This window comes from Calyptranema fuscum S582, from assembly GCF_055793305.1.
Genome location: NZ_JBSLYH010000030.1, coordinates 43597 through 61822, shown reverse-complemented (window position 1 = coordinate 61822; position 18226 = coordinate 43597). Strand labels below are relative to the sequence as shown.

13 protein-coding genes are annotated in these 18226 nt (G+C 48.1%); 6 read left to right on the top strand and 7 right to left on the bottom strand.

The features are described 5' to 3' along the window. Positions 1–737 precede the first annotated feature (737 nt). The gene (gene secA / locus ACR6Z4_RS19610; protein ID WP_479719006.1) at positions 738–3551 is read left to right on the top strand and encodes a preprotein translocase subunit SecA; all 2814 of its coding nucleotides are present in this window, start codon (positions 738–740) and stop codon (positions 3549–3551) included. Between the two features lie 259 nt (positions 3552–3810). On the opposite strand, the gene ACR6Z4_RS19605 is transcribed toward secA, so the two are convergent. The 3 genes from ACR6Z4_RS19605 to ACR6Z4_RS19595 form a co-directional block, all read right to left on the bottom strand. Continuing rightward, positions 3811–5082 (bottom strand): glycosyltransferase family 4 protein, encoded by a 1272-nt coding sequence (locus ACR6Z4_RS19605; protein WP_479719005.1) that lies wholly within the window; start codon positions 5080–5082, stop codon positions 3811–3813. Positions 5083–5632: 550 nt separating this feature from the next. Next, positions 5633–5953 (bottom strand): acylphosphatase, encoded by a 321-nt coding sequence (locus tag ACR6Z4_RS19600; protein ID WP_479719004.1) that lies wholly within the window; start codon positions 5951–5953, stop codon positions 5633–5635. A gap of 62 nt (positions 5954–6015) precedes the next feature. Continuing rightward, positions 6016–7203, bottom strand: a complete 1188-nt coding sequence (locus tag ACR6Z4_RS19595; protein WP_479719003.1) for a glycosyltransferase family 4 protein — start codon at positions 7201–7203, stop codon at positions 6016–6018. 673 nt (positions 7204–7876) lie between these two features. On the opposite strand from ACR6Z4_RS19595, the gene ACR6Z4_RS19590 reads away from it, so the two are divergent. Continuing rightward, positions 7877–9034, top strand: a complete 1158-nt coding sequence (locus tag ACR6Z4_RS19590; protein ID WP_479719002.1) for a histidine kinase — start codon at positions 7877–7879, stop codon at positions 9032–9034. 179 nt (positions 9035–9213) lie between these two features. On the opposite strand, the gene ACR6Z4_RS19585 is transcribed toward ACR6Z4_RS19590, so the two are convergent. Together ACR6Z4_RS19585 and ACR6Z4_RS19580 are read right to left on the bottom strand one after the other, a co-directional pair. Beyond that, complete coding sequence (locus ACR6Z4_RS19585) at positions 9214–9792, bottom strand: DUF4347 domain-containing protein (RefSeq protein ID WP_479719001.1); 579 nt, start codon at positions 9790–9792, stop codon at positions 9214–9216. A 770-nt stretch (positions 9793–10562) separates the two neighbouring features. Then, entirely contained in the window at positions 10563–12182 is a 1620-nt protein-coding gene (locus tag ACR6Z4_RS19580; protein WP_479719000.1) for a hypothetical protein, read from the bottom strand. A 153-nt stretch (positions 12183–12335) separates the two neighbouring features. Between ACR6Z4_RS19580 and ACR6Z4_RS19575 the strand changes: the two genes are divergently transcribed. The 3 genes from ACR6Z4_RS19575 (at position 12336) to ACR6Z4_RS19565 (ending at position 14641) form a co-directional block, all read left to right on the top strand. After that, positions 12336–12650 carry a hypothetical protein gene (locus ACR6Z4_RS19575; protein WP_479718999.1) on the top strand — a complete coding sequence of 105 codons (315 nt, stop codon included), beginning with the start codon at positions 12336–12338 and terminating at the stop codon, positions 12648–12650. Between the two features lie 17 nt (positions 12651–12667). Further along, entirely contained in the window at positions 12668–12871 is a 204-nt protein-coding gene (locus ACR6Z4_RS19570) for a hypothetical protein (protein ID WP_479718998.1), read from the top strand. Between the two features lie 393 nt (positions 12872–13264). Then, positions 13265–14641: a pentapeptide repeat-containing protein gene (locus tag ACR6Z4_RS19565; RefSeq protein WP_479718997.1), complete on the top strand. Its 1377-nt coding sequence runs from the start codon at positions 13265–13267 to the stop codon at positions 14639–14641. Between the two features lie 299 nt (positions 14642–14940). Here ACR6Z4_RS19565 and ACR6Z4_RS19560 read toward each other — a convergent pair whose 3' ends face one another. Beyond that, a complete protein-coding gene (locus tag ACR6Z4_RS19560) occupies positions 14941–15819 on the bottom strand; it encodes a hypothetical protein (protein WP_479718996.1) in 879 nt (292 codons plus the stop codon). A gap of 707 nt (positions 15820–16526) precedes the next feature. On the opposite strand from ACR6Z4_RS19560, the gene ACR6Z4_RS19555 reads away from it, so the two are divergent. Beyond that, entirely contained in the window at positions 16527–17306 is a 780-nt protein-coding gene (locus ACR6Z4_RS19555; protein ID WP_479718995.1) for a TerC family protein, read from the top strand. A gap of 364 nt (positions 17307–17670) precedes the next feature. Here the strand turns inward: ACR6Z4_RS19555 and ndk are convergent, their stop codons facing one another. Further along, entirely contained in the window at positions 17671–18120 is a 450-nt protein-coding gene (gene ndk / locus ACR6Z4_RS19550; RefSeq protein ID WP_479718994.1) for a nucleoside-diphosphate kinase, read from the bottom strand. Between the last annotated feature and the right edge of the window lie 106 nt (positions 18121–18226).

Genomic DNA, 18226 nt, shown 5'->3' with positions numbered 1-18226 from the left:
ATGTGAAACCAAAGGTTTCACATCCAAAGTCGTCCCCAAAATCAGCAACGCCAAGGCAACAATAGGCGATTGAGATTTTGTAGCAACCGTCGAGACAATTAAATCAGGAGGTTGTGTGAGAACCCGCGCGGAGCGCGGGTTCTCACACAACCTTTGTCCTGATCAACCCCTTAGCTGCCATATAGCCTCACACCATCGAGTTGGTATCCCGTTGGGATAACGGGTATGTCGAAAAGTGGCGCAGAACGCTGCGTTTCAATGCATCACCATCCTCTTTCAAAAGGACAGATACTCCTATTGTGGAGCGGCACAATCAACTTATGGGTTCAAAGTCTGGCTCTGTCGCCCATCTCTTCCATCCTCTACTAGTAGCCAAGTGATAGGATGAAGGGATACAGGTTAATCCCAAGCCTCTGCAAAAAACTTGATTTTGCGTACCCTGCGGCTACACAAGACCAGGTTTTCTGACCGCTTTCCGGCTAGGCTTTAAGAATCAAGACTTCTCGTTTCTTTTTAAGAACGGCATCGAGCATTTCTTAAGAAGTCAACCCAACCTTCAACGAGAAGGCGTTGGTCACAAACTTGCGTCTATGATTTATTAGGCGGTTTAGAAAATTTAGTGAAGAGCAACTACCCAATTGTTCTGTGCGGTTTTCTCGCCTGGTTAGCTGCAATAAAAAAGCGATATCTTTTAGTTCCAAACCTTTTATTTCACTTTCTAATAGCGCACCCCTGCCATGCTCAAAACTCTGCTCGGCGATCCAAACGCACGTAAGCTCAAAAAGTACAAGCCTGATGTTGTCGAAATCAACCTTCTAGAAGAAGAGATGCAGGCATTGTCAGATGAGCAATTAATTGGTAAAACGGCAGAATTTAAACAGCGTCTAGCGAAGAGCGAAAGTTTAGATGACATTCTGCCCGAAGCGTTTGCCGTGGTGCGAGAAGCCAGCAAACGAGTTTTAGGAATGCGGCATTTCGATGTACAGCTCATCGGCGGCATGGTTCTGCATGACGGTCAGATTGCCGAAATGAAAACGGGGGAAGGTAAAACCCTGGTTGCCACCCTACCTGCCTACCTGAATGCACTGGAAGGTAAGGGAGTTCACGTTGTCACGGTCAACGATTATCTGGCACGCCGCGATGCCGAATGGATGGGGCAAGTTCATCGCTTTCTGGGGTTAAGTGTGGGCTTGATCCAGCAAGGCATGAATTTTCATGAACGGAAAAAGAACTATAGCTGCGACATTACCTACAGCACTAATAGTGAGCTAGGGTTCGATTATCTGCGCGACAACATGGCAACGTCGATGGAAGATGTTGTCCAACGTCCGTTTAACTATTGCATCATCGACGAGGTAGATTCCGTCCTGATCGACGAAGCCCGTACTCCACTGATTATTTCTGGACAGGTCGAACGCCCGAGCGAGAAATATATGCGGGCAGCCGAAATTGCGGCGCGGTTGCAGAAGAAAGAAGACGAAGATGATCCCAACGGGCACTACGAAGTAGACGAGAAGGCTCGTAACGTGCTGCTGTCGGATGAAGGCTTTATTGCCTCCGAACAAATGCTGGGGGTCAAAGACTTATTTGATCCCAAAGACCCATGGGCGCATTACATTTTTAATGCCATCAAGGCGAAAGAACTGTTTATTAAAGATGTCAACTACATCGTTCGCAACAACGAGATCGTTATCGTTGACGAATTTACAGGGCGAGTTATGCCCGGTCGGCGTTGGAGTGATGGGCTGCACCAGGCGATCGAAGCGAAAGAAAGTGTCGAAATTCAGCCAGAAACCCAAACCCTGGCAACCATTACCTACCAAAACTTCTTCCTGATCTACCCCAAACTCGCCGGCATGACGGGTACGGCGAAGACAGAAGAAGCTGAATTTGAGAAAATCTATAAGCTAGAAGTAACCATCGTCCCGACTAATCGCACGACCGGACGACGTGATGTGCCGGATGTGGTGTACAAAACAGAAGATGCCAAATGGCAAGCGCTCGCTAAAGAATGCGCAGAAATGCATGAAAAGGGGCGTCCGGTGTTGGTCGGAACGACCAGTGTAGAAAAGTCGGAAGTCCTTTCTCAACTGCTGCATAATCTGGGTGTTCCCCATAATTTGCTTAACGCCAAGCCTGAGAACGTCGAGCGAGAATCAGAGATTATCGCGCAGGCAGGTCGTAAAGGCGCGGTGACGATCGCCACTAATATGGCAGGTCGTGGAACCGACATTATTTTGGGAGGCAATGCCGACTACATGGCTCGCCTGAAGGTGCGGGAATATTTCATGCCCCGCATTGTTCAACCTGAAGATGAAAGCGAAGTGTCTGCGGCTCAGGTGTTGAGCGGTGGCGGTGAACGCAGCGGAGGGCAGGGGTTCGTTCCGGGCAAAAAGGTAAAAACCTGGAAAGTGTCGCCTAAAATCTATCCCACTGAGTTGTCTAAAGAATCAGAAACGATGCTCAAGGCAGCGGTAGAGGTTGCGGTCAAGCAGTATGGAGAGCGATCGCTACCAGAGTTGCAAGCCGAAGACATTATTGCCACCGCCGCCGAAAAAGCACCCTCTGACGACCAGGTGATTTTGAAACTGCGGGAAGTTTACAACTTAATCCGCAAAGAATATGAAAAGTTCACTAAGGCAGAACACGAAGAGGTGGTTCAGTTCGGCGGTTTACATGTGATTGGCACAGAACGCCATGAATCGCGCCGGATTGATAACCAACTCAGAGGTCGAGCCGGACGCCAGGGCGACCCCGGATCTACTAAGTTCTTCCTTAGCTTGCAAGATAACCTTCTACGAATCTTTGGTGGCGATCGCGTTGCCGGCTTAATGAATGCTTTCCGAGTTGAAGAAGACATGCCCATCGAATCGGGAATGCTGACACGCTCTTTAGAAGGCGCGCAGAAAAAGGTTGAGACGTACTACTACGACATTCGTAAGCAAGTCTTTGAATACGACGAGGTTATGAATAACCAACGGCGTGCCATCTATGCCGAACGTCGTCGTGTTTTAGAAGGTCAAGACCTTAAGGAACAAGTGATCAAATATGCCGAGCTAACGATGGATGACATCGTCGATGCCTACATCAATCCTGATTTGCCATCCGAAGAATGGGAACTGGATAAGCTTGTGTCTAAAGTCAAAGAGTTTGTCTATCTTCTGCAAGATTTAGAACCGATTCAATTAGAAGACCTGAGCATGAGCGAGATTAAAACCTTCCTCTACGAACAGGTGCGTATTGCCTATGACATCAAAGAAGCCCAGGTTGATCAGCTCAAACCTGACCTGATGCGGCAGGCAGAGCGATTTTTCATCTTGCAGCAAATTGATACCCTCTGGCGAGAGCATTTACAACAGATGGATGCTTTACGTGAATCCGTTGGGTTGCGAGGCTATGGGCAAAAAGACCCGTTGATCGAATATAAGAGCGAGGGCTACGAATTATTCTTAGACATGATGACGAATATTCGTCGGAACGTGGTTTACTCGCTATTCCAGTTCCAGCCTCAGCCACAACCGACGGTGCAACGCTCTTCTGAGGTAGTTTAGTCTCATTCTCAAAACGAGGGCGCTTTGCGCCTGGATAGATTGAAGTTTAGGGTGAGAGCTGCGTTCCACGCGGTTCTCACCCTATTGTTTGTACTCCAGCCACAATTCGCTAAATACAGAAACGGTGTGTGGGGGCGCAGAGCGCCCCTACACACCGTACTGAATCAACCCGCACAGCGCTATAGATGAATTAACCTGCAACTTTTGAGAGGAAATTGGTTTTTATTAAACCCAATTTCCTCAATACGGTTATCTTGGCTCAATTCTTCGTGACCAAATCGGGTTTCAGCTCCACCCGTACAGACCGTTTGGTAACTTCCGAAAATAACGTTTCATATCGGTTTAAAGCATGCTCAAACGAGTAGTGCTCCACGGCGTGCCGCCTTCCTCGCTTGCCTAACAGTTCTGCCTTGTCTGGATTGTTGTATAAATCCAAAATGGCATCCGCCAGTTTATCAGGATGTTCGGGTTCAACCACAACGCCACCCCCACTCTTGCGGACTGCTCTTGCAGCTGTACCCACCGACGGCACAGATGCCACAATCGGACGACCACTCGCTAACAACACCTGTGTTTTAGACGGCATGTTAAAGCCAATGACATTACTTTTCTGAACAATCAACCCGATATCTGCCGCTGCCAACATTTCAGGCAACTGTTCGCGGGGCTGGAAGGGCAGCAGTAGAACATTATCGGTTTTCCAAGACTGACAACACTTTTCAAGCTTTTGTAACGCCTTTGTTTCGCCCACAATTACAAACACAATTTCAGGGATGTGACGTAGACGAGTCGCTGCCTCAATCACGGTTTCCAAACCCTGGGTCAACGCAATATTGCCAGAGTAAAGCACCACAAACTTGTCCTGAAGATGATTTTCTTCGCGGAACGAGTTATTAGTTTTAGGCAAAGGTCGAACGAAGTTAGTATCTACCCAGTTAGGAATGCAGGTGATTTTATCCTGTGGAACACCTTTCCCTACCAAATTTTCAACGAATCCATCGGTAATGACACTAATCCGCGTAGCTGTTCGGTAAGCAAACTTTTCGAGAGCTTCAAACACGCGAATTGCCCATTTGTTAGTAATCAACCCTACATGAATGGCTGCTTCCGGCAATATATCTTGCAGGTTTAAAACCACAGGACACGATCGCAGTAAGCCAATCAATGCAGCAGGTAAGCACACAGGCAACGGCGGCACAGTCAATAAAATGACATCAGGTCGCCATCCTTTCATTGCCTGAAATAAACTCGTTACGACAAAGCTACTATCTAACAACAAGCGAGTGGCTAACGTTAGCTTGGGACGAATCCAGACATAACTCCGCTGTACCAATACGCCATTGCAAACTTCGGTCATGTAGAACTTATCACGATACTCATCGTAGACACGCCGTTGCGGATAGTTGGGCATACCTGTCACAACACGTACTTCATGCCCGCGCTTTACTAGACCTTCTGCCAACTCAGTCATCAACGGAGCAATGCCAATTGGTTCAGGATGGTAGTTGTAAGAGTATATGAGGATGCGCATAGAAAAAGCCGGATTAGCCAGGATATGGCGTAGTATTTTTTACAGAGAGAATGAAATCAAGCAAGTCGCATCAATTTAATTGGAAGGGTCAGGTTGAGGGCGTACCATCTGCTCTTTAAGAATTATCGTAATAATTCTTAAGTAGAAACCTCAGTGGCTTTACTTAGGACAGTGTAAGAGCATCTCAATTAAAACCATAACGACTTTCGGGTTTTTCTGAATAGCTGAAAGCATTGATTCTGGATAATCTTTATGGCTTTGTTAGCGTGCTTAAAGATTTAACTAAACAGACGCTTTTTTTCCAGAAAAGCTCCATCCAAATTGAAAGCCCACTTTTACATAAAAAAGATAGGATTCGTAAAGCGTATTTGTACGTGATAAACCATAAAATCTATCCCATTCATAAAGGTTGTAAACAAAATTGTGAGGAATTTGTAAATTAAGTTTTATCGATAAAAAATTGTTTCATTTATCATACCCACTTGGAAATCAAGGATTGCAGGGGAGGAAAAACTTATGCCTGAGGACAGAGCCGCCCACTCCCCTTCATCTATCCTTGTACTCGAAATCCTTTCAGACCTTGAGGGGTTTCGTAAGTAATTGCCACATCCTGAACCCTTGCAGTAGGCGGACCTTGATAGCACCATCGCACCATTTCTTCTACCTGCTGGCGGGTTCCTTCAAACACAGCTTCTACTCGCCCATCCTTGAGATTACGAACCCAACCATTGAGCTTTAGCAACATAGCCGTGTCTACGGTGGATGCCCGATAACCTACCCCCTGAACTTTTCCAGAAATAAAAACATGAGCCCGAGTCGTAGGGCTGTTATTGGTTGCAGATAAATCATTTGCAGATAAAGAGTTTGTCATGATGGGGATCGGTTGAAGAGCCATTAAGACCTAAGCTATCGTTCATCCAGGGTGGGCAGGGTTTAGTTAATTGCAAAGACGCGATCGCACAGCACGTGTTTATAAACCTGTTCCGTTTGGATGGCAAGTTTTGACCAGTCAAATCGCCGATCGAGATCGGCATAGGCATTATCGATCAACCATTTGGCATACCCTGGATTTTTGAGGACATCTAAAATACCCCAGGCAAGGGAGTCTACATTATTTGTCTGGGTCACAATGCCTGTTTTGGTATGATGCACAACCTCAGAGAACCCTCCTGTATCCGAAACCACAACTGGAACCCGCGCTGCAAAACTTTCTAATGCGACGATGCCAAAAGGCTCATATAGGCTAGGGAAAACCGCACAATCGGCAATGGTTTGGAAACGGTTGAGGTCTTCGTCAGGCATAAAGCCGGTAAAATAACACTTTTCCCAAATTCCTAAATCCCATGCCTGATGCTTGAGATAGTCGGTGGTGCCACTACCAACGATGACAAATTTAACGGCTCCTCCTGTTTCCCATAGGACTTTTGGCGCTGCACTCAGCAACACATGAACCCCCTTCTCAAAGGTCATGCGCCCAACATAGTAGACGATTCGTTCGTAGTCGTCCGCAAACCGACGCCGAAATTGCCAGTAGTCAAAATCATGCCGATGGGGTTTTTTGTCTGAGCGGATGCCGTTATAAATGACATCCACTTTTTCCCAGGCGGCATGAAGTGCATGGGTCACTTCGTAGCGCATATAGTTGGTGCAAACGATCAGACGGGCTGCCCGATTGATCAGCGTACATTCTTTATCGTTGATGTAGTAGTGGGTGGGGTTGTGTAGACCATTGTGCCGCCCAAACTCAGTCGCGTGAATGGTTGCGACTAAGGGAATATTAAAGATGGTTTGCAAGGCGATCGCCGCATCTCCGACTAGCCAATCATGGGCATGAATTAAGTCAAACTGATGACCGTTGGCAAACAACTCTTCTGCGTAGTGCTGCATACTCTCATTCATATGCGTCACCCAGTGGAAGAAATTATGGCTATTGCCAACGCCAACCCGATGGACTTTAACCCCATCTACAACCTCATAACGAGGAGCCTGACCAAACTCAATCGTGATCAGATGAACATCATGACCAAGTTTGACTATCTCAGGATACAGTTCTGACACATGGCGAGCGATGCCACCCACAATGCGAGGGGGAAACTCCCACGTCAACACCAAAATTTTCATTCCTGCGATCCTGTCAATTTCAAGTCAGTTTCTTAATCTCATCCCAGTGCTCTTTAAAGTTGAGCAGAATGAGGGGGCTGCGCCCCTGTGTAGGGATTTCACCCCCACCCTCCAGACGTCAGATTGTAGATTAAATAAAACCGAAGATTTTTTGGAAGCGCGGCGTCGCCGCGCTTCCAAACATAAACGTCCGGATTTTATTTAATTCGTAATCCTTCACCCCAGCGGACACCGTTATATTACTTCTCCGATCCTAACGATCAGGGTTTGATAACACCGGAGGTTCATAACCGATGGCGCAGCAACGTCGCACTACCAACCATAAATATTTGGGTTTTATGGCGATCGCGATCCGATGGAGTGAGCCTGTACTGGAGGGTTGTTCCCATCAGCCTGTGCAACCAATGGGACGCAATACGGACGGATACGCCTCAATCCATTGGACTTTGTCTAAAATCCATTCATCCAGCAGGACTAAAAATAAATATAGATAATAAAGAAAAGGCTAAGATGAACCCATCTAGACAAAGGTATTGACTGGAGTTAAAGGCTATCCTCAATTAGTTAAGCATTAATACCTGCTTTATTTGTCAATACTAAACCGATAAGACCCCTTCCTGACTTCTCTGAACCGATATAACAAGTTTATATAAAGGCATTTTTAATCCAGATCATGAGTTCTGAAGCTATTTTGCAACTCCTGCTATTTGTAGACAAGCGTCCAAATTCCAATGCAAAAATCCGTCAAATTCGTGATCATCTTAAGGAATTGAGAGCAGACTACGTCTTTGATCTACAAATTGTAGATGTGGGTGAACAGCCTCATTTAGCTGAGCACTTCAAACTGGTTGCAACTCCGACGCTGATCAAACTGCATCCTGAACCTCGACAAACGTTGGCAGGCAGCAATTTGGTAGAGCAAGTCAAAACCTGGTGGGGGCGCTGGCAACAAGCCGTTGAGGAATATCAATCAGGGTTATATCAAGATGTAGAGATCCCTCAAGAAGCGATCGACAACACGACGATTCGTTCGATTACTCATTCCGCAGAATTAATGAGGTTATCGGATGAAATTTTTCGTCTGAAACAAGAAAAAGAAGCACTACAAGAGCAAGTGCGCTTTAAAGATCGGCTCATTGCCATGCTAGCGCACGATTTGCGGAATCCTTTGACGGCCACCTCGATCGCGTTAGAGACCATGGAATTTGGCGTTGATCAAAAACACAATAAGCAGGTTGCCTCACGGCTGACACCAGAAATGATGTCGCAGTTACTCAAACATGCCCGGACGCAGACGAAAGCTATTGATCGGATGATCACCGATATTTTGCAAGCAGCCAGAGGAACGGGTGTTGAAATTCAGATTTATCCACGCAAACTAGATTTAGGCGAGTTGTGTCTGGAAGTCCTTCAGCAGCTCAAAAATCAATTTCACATTAAAACTCAGGTTGTCAATACTGACATTCCGAGTGACTTGCCGAGTGTCTATGCAGATCCAGAGCGGGTGCGGCAAGTGTTAGCCAATTTGTTAGACAATGCAGCTAAATATACGCCCGAACATGGCGAAATTCAGCTTTCTATTTTGCATCGCACCACGCAAAAAGTGCAGGTCAGCATTTGCGATACAGGACCTGGCATTCCGAAAGAAAATCAAGAGCGAATTTTTGAAGATCGATTCCGCCTGGAACGGGATGTCGCTCAGGATGGGTATGGGATTGGGTTGTCTCTTTGCCAGCGAATTGTGCAGGCACATTACGGTCAAATTTGGGTTGATTCTGTGCCGAATCATGGCAGCTGTTTCAACTTTACGTTGCCCGTTTACCGTCCTTAGGGTCGTGGATTTAATAAAACTCACTTCTTTTTGAGAGAGCGACGGCTCCGCTGTCGCTCTCTCAAAAAGAATTACAGGTTATTTCATTTGCGATCCTTAGAATTGTGGATATAGCAGTCTCAAATCAGGTGTAAGCATCAGCAGATTGTGAAAGGCGCACTCCGAAAGGGGTGCGCCTTTCACAATCTATCTGAGAAAAGCACATGGTCGTAAGCTTGCATCACTTCAGGAGAAAAAGCCAGCGCTGGCTCAATTTTGCCGATGGTAAATTCCAGGTTCCAGTCACCTCCCAGGGCACTGCTCCCGGTGGGTTTAGCAGAAGCGGCAATATTTGCTCCAGTGAGTTGAGACAGGCGTTTGAGAAAATCGGTTCCGGCATCTCCAGCCGCAACATTGCAGCCATAGATCAGCAATTTATAAGGGGTTGGAGTGGGGATGTAGGGAAACCAACCCTGGAGATCCCAGGCGTAGCGATCGAGGGTATCGAGACTGAGGGTGCTGCTACCTAGATACAGGCAACCAGGAGAACCGTGAGAGACGATATGCACGGTCTCTACATCCTTGCGGGTGTCCAGCCGTTGAGTAATCTGAACGATGCCATCTTCGTTAGAGTCGAGAATATGGACTTCTGTTCCTGATTGAACACCAGCAATGAGTCGCTGATAGTCGGGTACGGCTGAGTCGATAAAGGCGATCGCTTTCGTCATGGTGGTGGTTCTAAACAAACGATTCAGAAGAGATGCTTGAGCAGAGGTCACTGACAAATCTGATCAATGCAATATCAATGCAGCGCCTATGCAACAGTTGATAGACGGGCAAGGTGGCAGTATGCGCCAGTCGAAGGGTTTCTAAGACAACCATGGCTCGCGTTCAGCCCTGAATCGTCACGTACGCGGACGGAAACACAATTTACCCCAGACATGGGGCTATACGCCCCCAGCAGAGATCCAGGTAGCCAGGCTCGACAACTCCTGTATTAACCCTTCGTTGCAGTCCGAACGGCAAACTATGGAGCCTCTAACCCTGCAATTCGCTACCGCAACTCTTCTATGTCACTTGCAGAACGAGTCTATGTAGACGTTGTCGGCACGATAGTCTGAGGCTTGATCCTTGGTTCAGGAGGCAGCAGTGCGGCACCTGAAAACAAACGTCCATAGACTAATTGTATCAATTTATACGTGCAACACGTAGGCAGATAGGCTGAATTGGCTTCGGCAGTCTTACGGATTTATTTTTAATCATTCCCTGAAACGTCCTGAGGTACACAAATTTACCCAGTAATTTCTTGGATTTTTTGCATATTGCATAAGATTCTGGCTGTTTTATGAATATTACGTAAGGTATTCACCGAGACGTTGCCAACAGGCAAGACGTAGGTAGCGATCGCCTAATCTCGAAACCGTGGCATCGATTAATCCAGCCATGAAATGGGCGTGAGTGCCGCGCAAAGCGCGGCACTCACGCCCCATTTCATCGCCTCAATCAGCAGCGACCAAGACCGCTGGCAAAATTTTTGATTGATCGGGTTTTATTGAATCGGACAGTCTGCTTTCAAGACCACGACTTCGTTTCCGGTCAAAATCGTACACCGGGCGATCGCCTCTGCCAGCACAGGTTTGCTGCCCCTGTCGAGCTGACGGCTAATCTGACGCACCAGCGGTCGATATTGGGTAATCCAGTTTCTCAGCGGATATTTTGGCGCAAACGTATCTTTGTCCAGTAACCAAAAATCAATCCCATATTTTTGGGTAAAATCGCGCAGGGTGTTGATATCAGGGCTGTATTGAGCTTCCAGCAGATCGAGCACCCGCTGGCGAAATTTTTGATAATAGCCCAGGTGAAATGGGATCGCATGTTCACGACTGACGAGTACAGAGCGCTTCGAAAACGTTGGAATGTTGCGGGCTTCCATGGCAACTGACGCGACCAGGATATCTTTCGGTTGCTGCGCAAAAAATTCATAGACCTCAGGTTCTTCGCCAATAATGTAGGCGCGTTCCCCAAACCTGCCATCCAACAGAGGGGCTAACACTAAAAATAGCAGTAAGCCGCCGAGTAACAGTTGTTTCGCCCATACCTGCCGGGTGCCCGTGGCGATCGCGCGGATTAACACCTCCAAAAGACTGACGATGACAACCCCGGCAGCGATCGCCATCACCATACGCAAACTATGGCTGGTATACCGATTTGGCAAATGCAGCTCAAATAACGCCCCATGAGCCATCAAAAATAGAACAAAGGCTGCAACGCAGGCGTGAGCCAGTACCCAGACCTGTCGGGTCATTTGTTGCGTTAGAGGGAAAAATCTGGCGTATACCATTACCACGGGCAGCAGCACACTCGCCCACATTAGCGGTGGAAAGGTGGGCGGAGCAATGCCACTGCGGGGACCTGTAACCCAAAACTCCCAGGCATTATCGCTAAAAAAAGCTGTTCTCCCATAGTCAGCAAATTCGGGCATTTGCTGCGCCTGCGCCAGGGTGACGACTGGACTGTAAGGCGAATCAGCCAGCACGTAAGGCAACATCGTCAGAATTGCCATACCAATCGCGGCTGTACAAAATCGATACTCTTGCCAGTCTTGCGTCAGTCTGGGGCGTCCGTTTTGCCATTGCACCAGTTGCAGTGCCAGAACCACAATAGCAATCAAGGTGTAGTGAGGATAAAACAAACTCAGGAGCGCGATCGCCCCTAAACAGGGAAATAGCGATCGCCGTTGGAGGTAATACAAAAACGCCAGAAACAGCGGATAAACAAAGGCTCTGGGGGTACCAGAGGGCAAATTATCCTCCGACCAGCTTACCTGGTTGAGCAACAGCGATGATACAAACCCCACGGCTGGGACAGGCAAAATCTGAATGCTGACCCCATAGCAATATGCCGTCATCACCAAGCCCAACGCCATCGGCAATACCTTGTGGAGCCAGATGGGGTCAATGCCAAACAGGGCAAAAAATCGGTAGACCGCGACAAACCCCAAAGGCGCAACCGACTGAAAGTAATCGGCAATCAGATCATTGGGAAACAAGTCAGGGTCAAGAAACCGCCGCATCCAAAAAACATGCTGTCGGGCATCGTCATGCACCACATAATCACTGCTAAAAGCCGTTTTGAGGGCAACTAAGCCGTACACAATAGCAAATGTCAAGCTGAGACTCAGCCAAAACCAATGTTGAGAATGTCTTTCTCCGGGTTGTGTCGGTTTTGCAGCTCGGTTCAAAAAATTAATCAGCATCGCGCCCTGTGCCACTGAAGTGAGATCCACCAACCAACAAAATAGTAGTGTATGGCGACACGCCGCATGAGCCAAGCTCTTGACTCGACGTTAGGGATCTGCAAGTTGATAAATCCCCGTGTTGTGATGGCGCGGCAGAGCCACACCATCACAACACAGGATCTATATTTTCGTGGCGAGTCCTTGATGAATTGTGGAGCGATTGACGCAGGAAAAATCCATGGAATTCTGTTGCCTATCCACCCCAACGCAGAAATAGGCGGCGTGATCAGTGATATTTATCACAGTGATTGGGTCTTTTACATCACATGGTTTTCTGATCTCTGTCAACACCTCAGGGGCTGCGATCGCCGATATTTAGGTATGGAGACTGGCAGTTAACATGGCGACAGGACATCATGCTAGATAAGCTTGTGCAATCTGCTCTCAACACAGGATGGCTCAGCGTCGAGTCAGAAGGTCTGATTCGGCAAGTGGTTATGATGCGAGGCTATCGCTCTGATGATTTAGCCGCTCTAGAAAAATTGCAACAAGCGATCGCGGAGGGAAAAATTCGTAGAGAAGGGCGCAATGCCTTAGTCCTGGTTCCTCTGACTCGATAGAAATTACAGCGTTGCTGATTTGGGCTATGAAAACTGGTGTGGGTGCGGCACTTCGTGTCGCACCCACACCAGTTTTCATAGCTGAATTAACCAATACCACCATTTTCAAACCCTTTAGACCCAAATTGCCCTTTTTGGAGGTAGGCTCTATGGGTGAAATTGTGTTCCAATAGTCAGGGAACCGTACACTCAATCAGCCTCACTATAGCGATCCTATTTGATTCGTGAACCTGATTAGTTGTGAGAGCGCCCGCCCTTCGGGCGGACGCTCTCACAACAGATTTAGGATCGCTATAGCTATATTTCTCCTGATTTTTATGATTTTTTACAAGAAGATATAATTGTGAACTCCAACAGACCGCAATTACCCTCGGCATTCTTCATCCATAGCCCATGACCTCCAAGCCCGATCCAGCTCCTGGCGATCTTTCATCCAACACATCCGCTAACGGTGCTGCAACACCGTCCCAAGCCGCATCGACTGTGGACATGGACAACCGTGCTGGTCAGCCGTCAGTAGAATCTGTGCAGGGTCAAGCCACTGCCCTGACCACTGCTACCGCCGCTGAGACGAAGACCGATACCCAGAGTCTAGAAGCGACGCGCAGTCCCGATAAATCACTGCCATTATCAACCCGTAAATTTGCCTTCCCGGTCTATCAAGGGGTGGGGCAATCAGCAACGTCGGTGATTTTGCTGGTGGCGATCGCCCTACTGATATTTGGCTTGCTGCTCGATAGTATGTGGATCGGCATTGCTGCTGCCATGGTTGCCCTGGTGGTTTCGGGGAGAGTGCTTTGGCGAGATGTCAGTCGGGCATTAACAGAGTTGCTATCGCCAGAACAACGGCTGCTAACCCTTAGCCTGATCGCCTGTATTTTTTCTATCATCAGCCTATTGCACTTTAGCGGGGTGCAGCAGTCTATTGGCGTTTGGTATAGCCAGTTGCCCTGGGAAGCGGTTGGCGCGACGGGCGAGGTGATTGGTGCGGTAGGGCAAATTTTAATTGCGGTACTGGCAGTTTATGTCGCCTGGAGACAATATGTTATTTCCAAGGATCTGACAATTCAGCAAAATCTGATCACCCAACAGCAAACCATTGACTCCTACTTTCAGGGCATTTCTGATCTGGTGTTAGATGCAGCGGGCTTACTGGAAGATTGGCCCCAGGAACGGGCGATTGCAGAAGGACGAACGGCAGCCATTCTCAGTAGCATCGACGCCACGGGTAAGGCGAAAGTGATTCGGTTTCTATCGCGATCGCGGTTATTGTCACCCCTGAGGCGCGATCGCCATTTGGGGCGCGCGATTTTAGATGGCATGGGCGGCTATCAAGAAGATCGCGACTTTGGCATCCGAGTCATCGACCTGGGGGTGATGCTGGCGGCTGCCGATCTATCGGGCACAGATCTGCGCTGGACGGATTTGAGTGATGTCAATTTAATTCGAGCCAACCTGCTCAACTGCGACCTGGTCAAAGCCAACCTGGCACGCACCATCCTGTGTGATACGACGCTGGCAGGCTCCGATATGATGGGCGCACGGTTATTTTATGGTTCCGTAGAAAAAGCGTCGCCTCGTAGCCGTACTGAAGTCCCCAATTACGAAACAGGGGAATACACAGGCGCAGTGCTGGAAGGGGCAAACTTAAAAGGGGTAAAACGCCTATCTGAAGAACAACGGCACTATTGCTGTGCCTGGGGCGGTTCTAAAACTCGAAAAACGATCCCCGGAGGATGCGACGGTATCCCCAATTTATTAGGACGATAGGCATTGCTTCATCCAGCGATGAAATCTGGTATGGGAGCCGCGCAGAGCGCGGCTCTCACAACAATTTGTAGGTCATACCAATTAAATTAAGAGAACGACAGATTCTCTACAGGGCTTGGCAGTGCCAAGCCCCTCCTGAACTTCTATGTGCCCATCCATTCGTTTATATCGGTATCACACCGTTGAGAATTGCTAGATTACCGATTTAGACAGACTGCACGGCACATTCATCCTCTGTAAGGGCGCATCGCGATGCGCCCCTGCGGTATCTGGTGCAATCGCTCATTAAATTGCCAAATCTAACGATCCGGGTTGGCAGGTTGATCTTTAAGGTAATCCAGAAAATCAAACAACTCTTCGGGGGTTAATTCTCGGCGCGTTGCTTTTCCATACATTTTTTTCAAGTGGTCGCTGCCTCGCTTTTTCGTCCAGCCCAGACGCTTGATTTCTACATCGATTTGGGCGATTTCTTCCGACAAATCAATGGTGATGTCGTTAGTCACAGGGGCAGGTGCCGACGGGGTGGATTTCGGGCGATCGCTCGATTCAACTTCTTGATGAAAAAGGCGATCGCCTGTCGAAAGGGATGGCAACACATCATCCATCAACACCGTTGGGTCAGCGGTGAGGGCAGCATCCGGGTCTTCGTCCAAAATCGTGTGGGCATAGAGATCCGCAACAACAGGCGTAGTTTTGGGAATACTCTTTTTGGGGGTGGCAACAGCTGGTATCGGAGGCAGTTCCGTCAGAGCAGGCGGCATTGAGCGATGCTCTGTTAACGGAATCACGTTAGCAGACTTAACGGGCGTTGGCACCTCTGGTGTTACCGTTGGCGCTACGGCTGGCGTCACGCCTGGTGTTACGGTACCCAGCGGTGGCTCTGAGCTTAGCCGCATCATCGGTTCAGACTCAGATGGCACAGGTGAGGCAGTGCCCAGCAATAAACTCGAAGTTTGAATACCCAAGGCTTCCAACGCTCGTACTTTAGCTCGGTCTTCCGCCGCTTCAACATCAGCAACAGACGCCAATCCGGTAGCGAGTGTCGTCCCGCCCATCTGCACAGATGCCCGCACAATGTAATTACCGTCATGGATCATCAGCAATTCTGAGACGAGGCTACCCATGGGATAGCGTGTTCGAAATTGGGTTAATAGGCTATGAATCTGGGAATAGCTCACGGGTCAATAGTCCAGGAAGATTAGGAAATCTGGCTTTGGCAAACCTCTATTCTATGTTTTAGACGGCAACTGTTTGAACGGCAACTCCTGGCAATCCTTCTGAAAACCTGGAGCGTGCAAAGCACCCTCAACTTCTCAGGATCCCAAATTAAATAACCTGTAATTCTTTTTGAGAGAGCGACGGCTCCGCCGTCGCTCTCTCAAAATCTCAAAAAGAATCGGGTTTTATTAAATCCACGATCCTTGGGCGATTTCTAGAAAAGGGCATCCCAGCAAATCGTAGGAACGAAGCATTCAAACCGAGATTTTCGCCGCTTACTAAAAACGATCTAACGAACGCTTTGCTCTCATAGGGGGTAACATCTTTTTCAGAAACCTCCTGAGGAAAGATTGGTATTAGAATTCTGTAAAGATCAAGATTAAGCTAGGTTAAGGAATGTAGGGTCTTTTTATGGTTAGAGCAATCGGCAAATCGATCAGGATGGGATCGTGACGTTCATAAACCCGAAGATTGCGGTTTGGAAACACGGCGTTGCCGCACTGCCAACCCCAAACTTTCAGATTTTATTGAATCAGTGATCCAGACAGGGTAAGGGGTTGAACCTCCCGGCAAAGGTGTCGCTCTTTATTCTTTATCCAGCGTCTTATGGCGAATGCTTTATCCCTTGTACAAAGTTTGTTCTTTTTAGCTGATAAGCCTTTGATTAATGCTAGATAAACTGCTAGATCTGTCTCCTCATGTTGGGGTGGATACGCTCCTGCTTCTACCTGTCTTGATAGCCCTGGAAGTAGTGCTATCAGCAGACAATGCGATCGCTCTTGCCGCCCTGGCTCAAGGCATGGAAAACAGCAATATGCAGCGGCGCGCCCTTAATCTTGGGTTGGTTGTTGCGTTTGTCTTGAGAGTTTCCTTGATTTTGACGGCAACCTGGGTAGCAAAATATTGGCAGTTTGAGTTGGCAGGAGCTGCTTATTTACTGTGGTTGGTATTTCAGTACTTTACCTCTGACGAAGAAGATACTGAACACCATCATCACCACCACGGTCCCCGGTTTTCCTCGCTCTGGCAAGCAATTCCTATGATCGCCATTACTGATCTGGCGTTTTCGTTGGATAGTGTGACGACTGCGATCGCCATTTCTCAGGAAACCTGGTTGGTGTTAACGGGCGGTGCCATCGGCATCTTAACCTTGCGGCTGATGGCAGGGTTATTTATTCGCTGGCTCGATAAATATGTGCATCTGGAAGATGCCGGATACATCACCGTTGCCCTGGTTGGCATTCGTCTGTTAATTCGAGTGGTGAATGAAAGTTTTGTGCCACCCGAATGGTTGATGGTGGTCGCGATCGTAGCCTTATTTACCTGGGGATTTTCCAAGCGATCGCAACCCGATGAGACAGACGACCATTTAACATCCGTATCGTCTCCTGGTTCTCTCGACACGGAACTCAAACCCAAAGAAATCCAAGAAGTCTCCGTTGACTAGGGTCTGTTCTAAAAGTTGTTTTTTCGTGCGCTTCGCGCACGAAAAAACAACTCTGAGTTTTATTCAATCTACGAGTCTAGGAAAGGCGCAGAAGCGTGATTTGAATAACTCGCAGGTTTATGGTTGGCGTCGCCGCAACGCCACGATGTCCACGACAGGCTATGGGGGCGATTTTGCATACAGAGGTTAACGGTGCAGTTGCCCTTCGGCTTCGCTCAGGGCGCGGGCTGGTTGAGCGGAGTCGAAACCAGCAGAGAATGCGTTTGCCATAGCCGCAACCCTAAAATTTGAGCGAGGCGAATTGCGCCTCGCTCATGAACGATCCTCAATGATCATCCAACCTTAACCCAGAGAGATTAAGGTCTTATTCGTAAAGCCAGGGTGTAGTCACAGGTTGCCAGTCCACCAGGTCTGCATCCGAAAACCAAAGGCTGATTTCCCGTTGAGCCGTTTCGACGGCATCGGAACCGTGGATGATATTGCGCCCAATGCTGACACCAAAATCTCCTCGTAAGGTTCCGGGTTCAGAGGTGAGTGGGTTGGTCGCACCAATGATTTTACGGGCAGAAGCCACCACCCCTTCACCTTGCCAAACCATCGCCACAACTGGACCAGAGGTGATGAAATTGACCAGTCCTGCGAAAAAGGGCTTCTCTTTGTGAACATCGTAATGCTGTTCTGCCAATTCTCGGCTGACGCTCATGAGTTTTAGCCCAACCAGCGTAAACCCTTTGGCTTCGAAGCGACGAATAATTTCACCTACTAAACCGCGTTGCACACCATCGGGTTTGATCGCTAAAAAAGTCCGTTCCACAGATTGTTACTCCTAATTAATGTCCCTCATCTATGCTCAGAAAAATAAGATCGTTTGTAAAGTAATTGGGTAAATTTGATTGTTTGATGGTTTGTCGTTCGCCTTG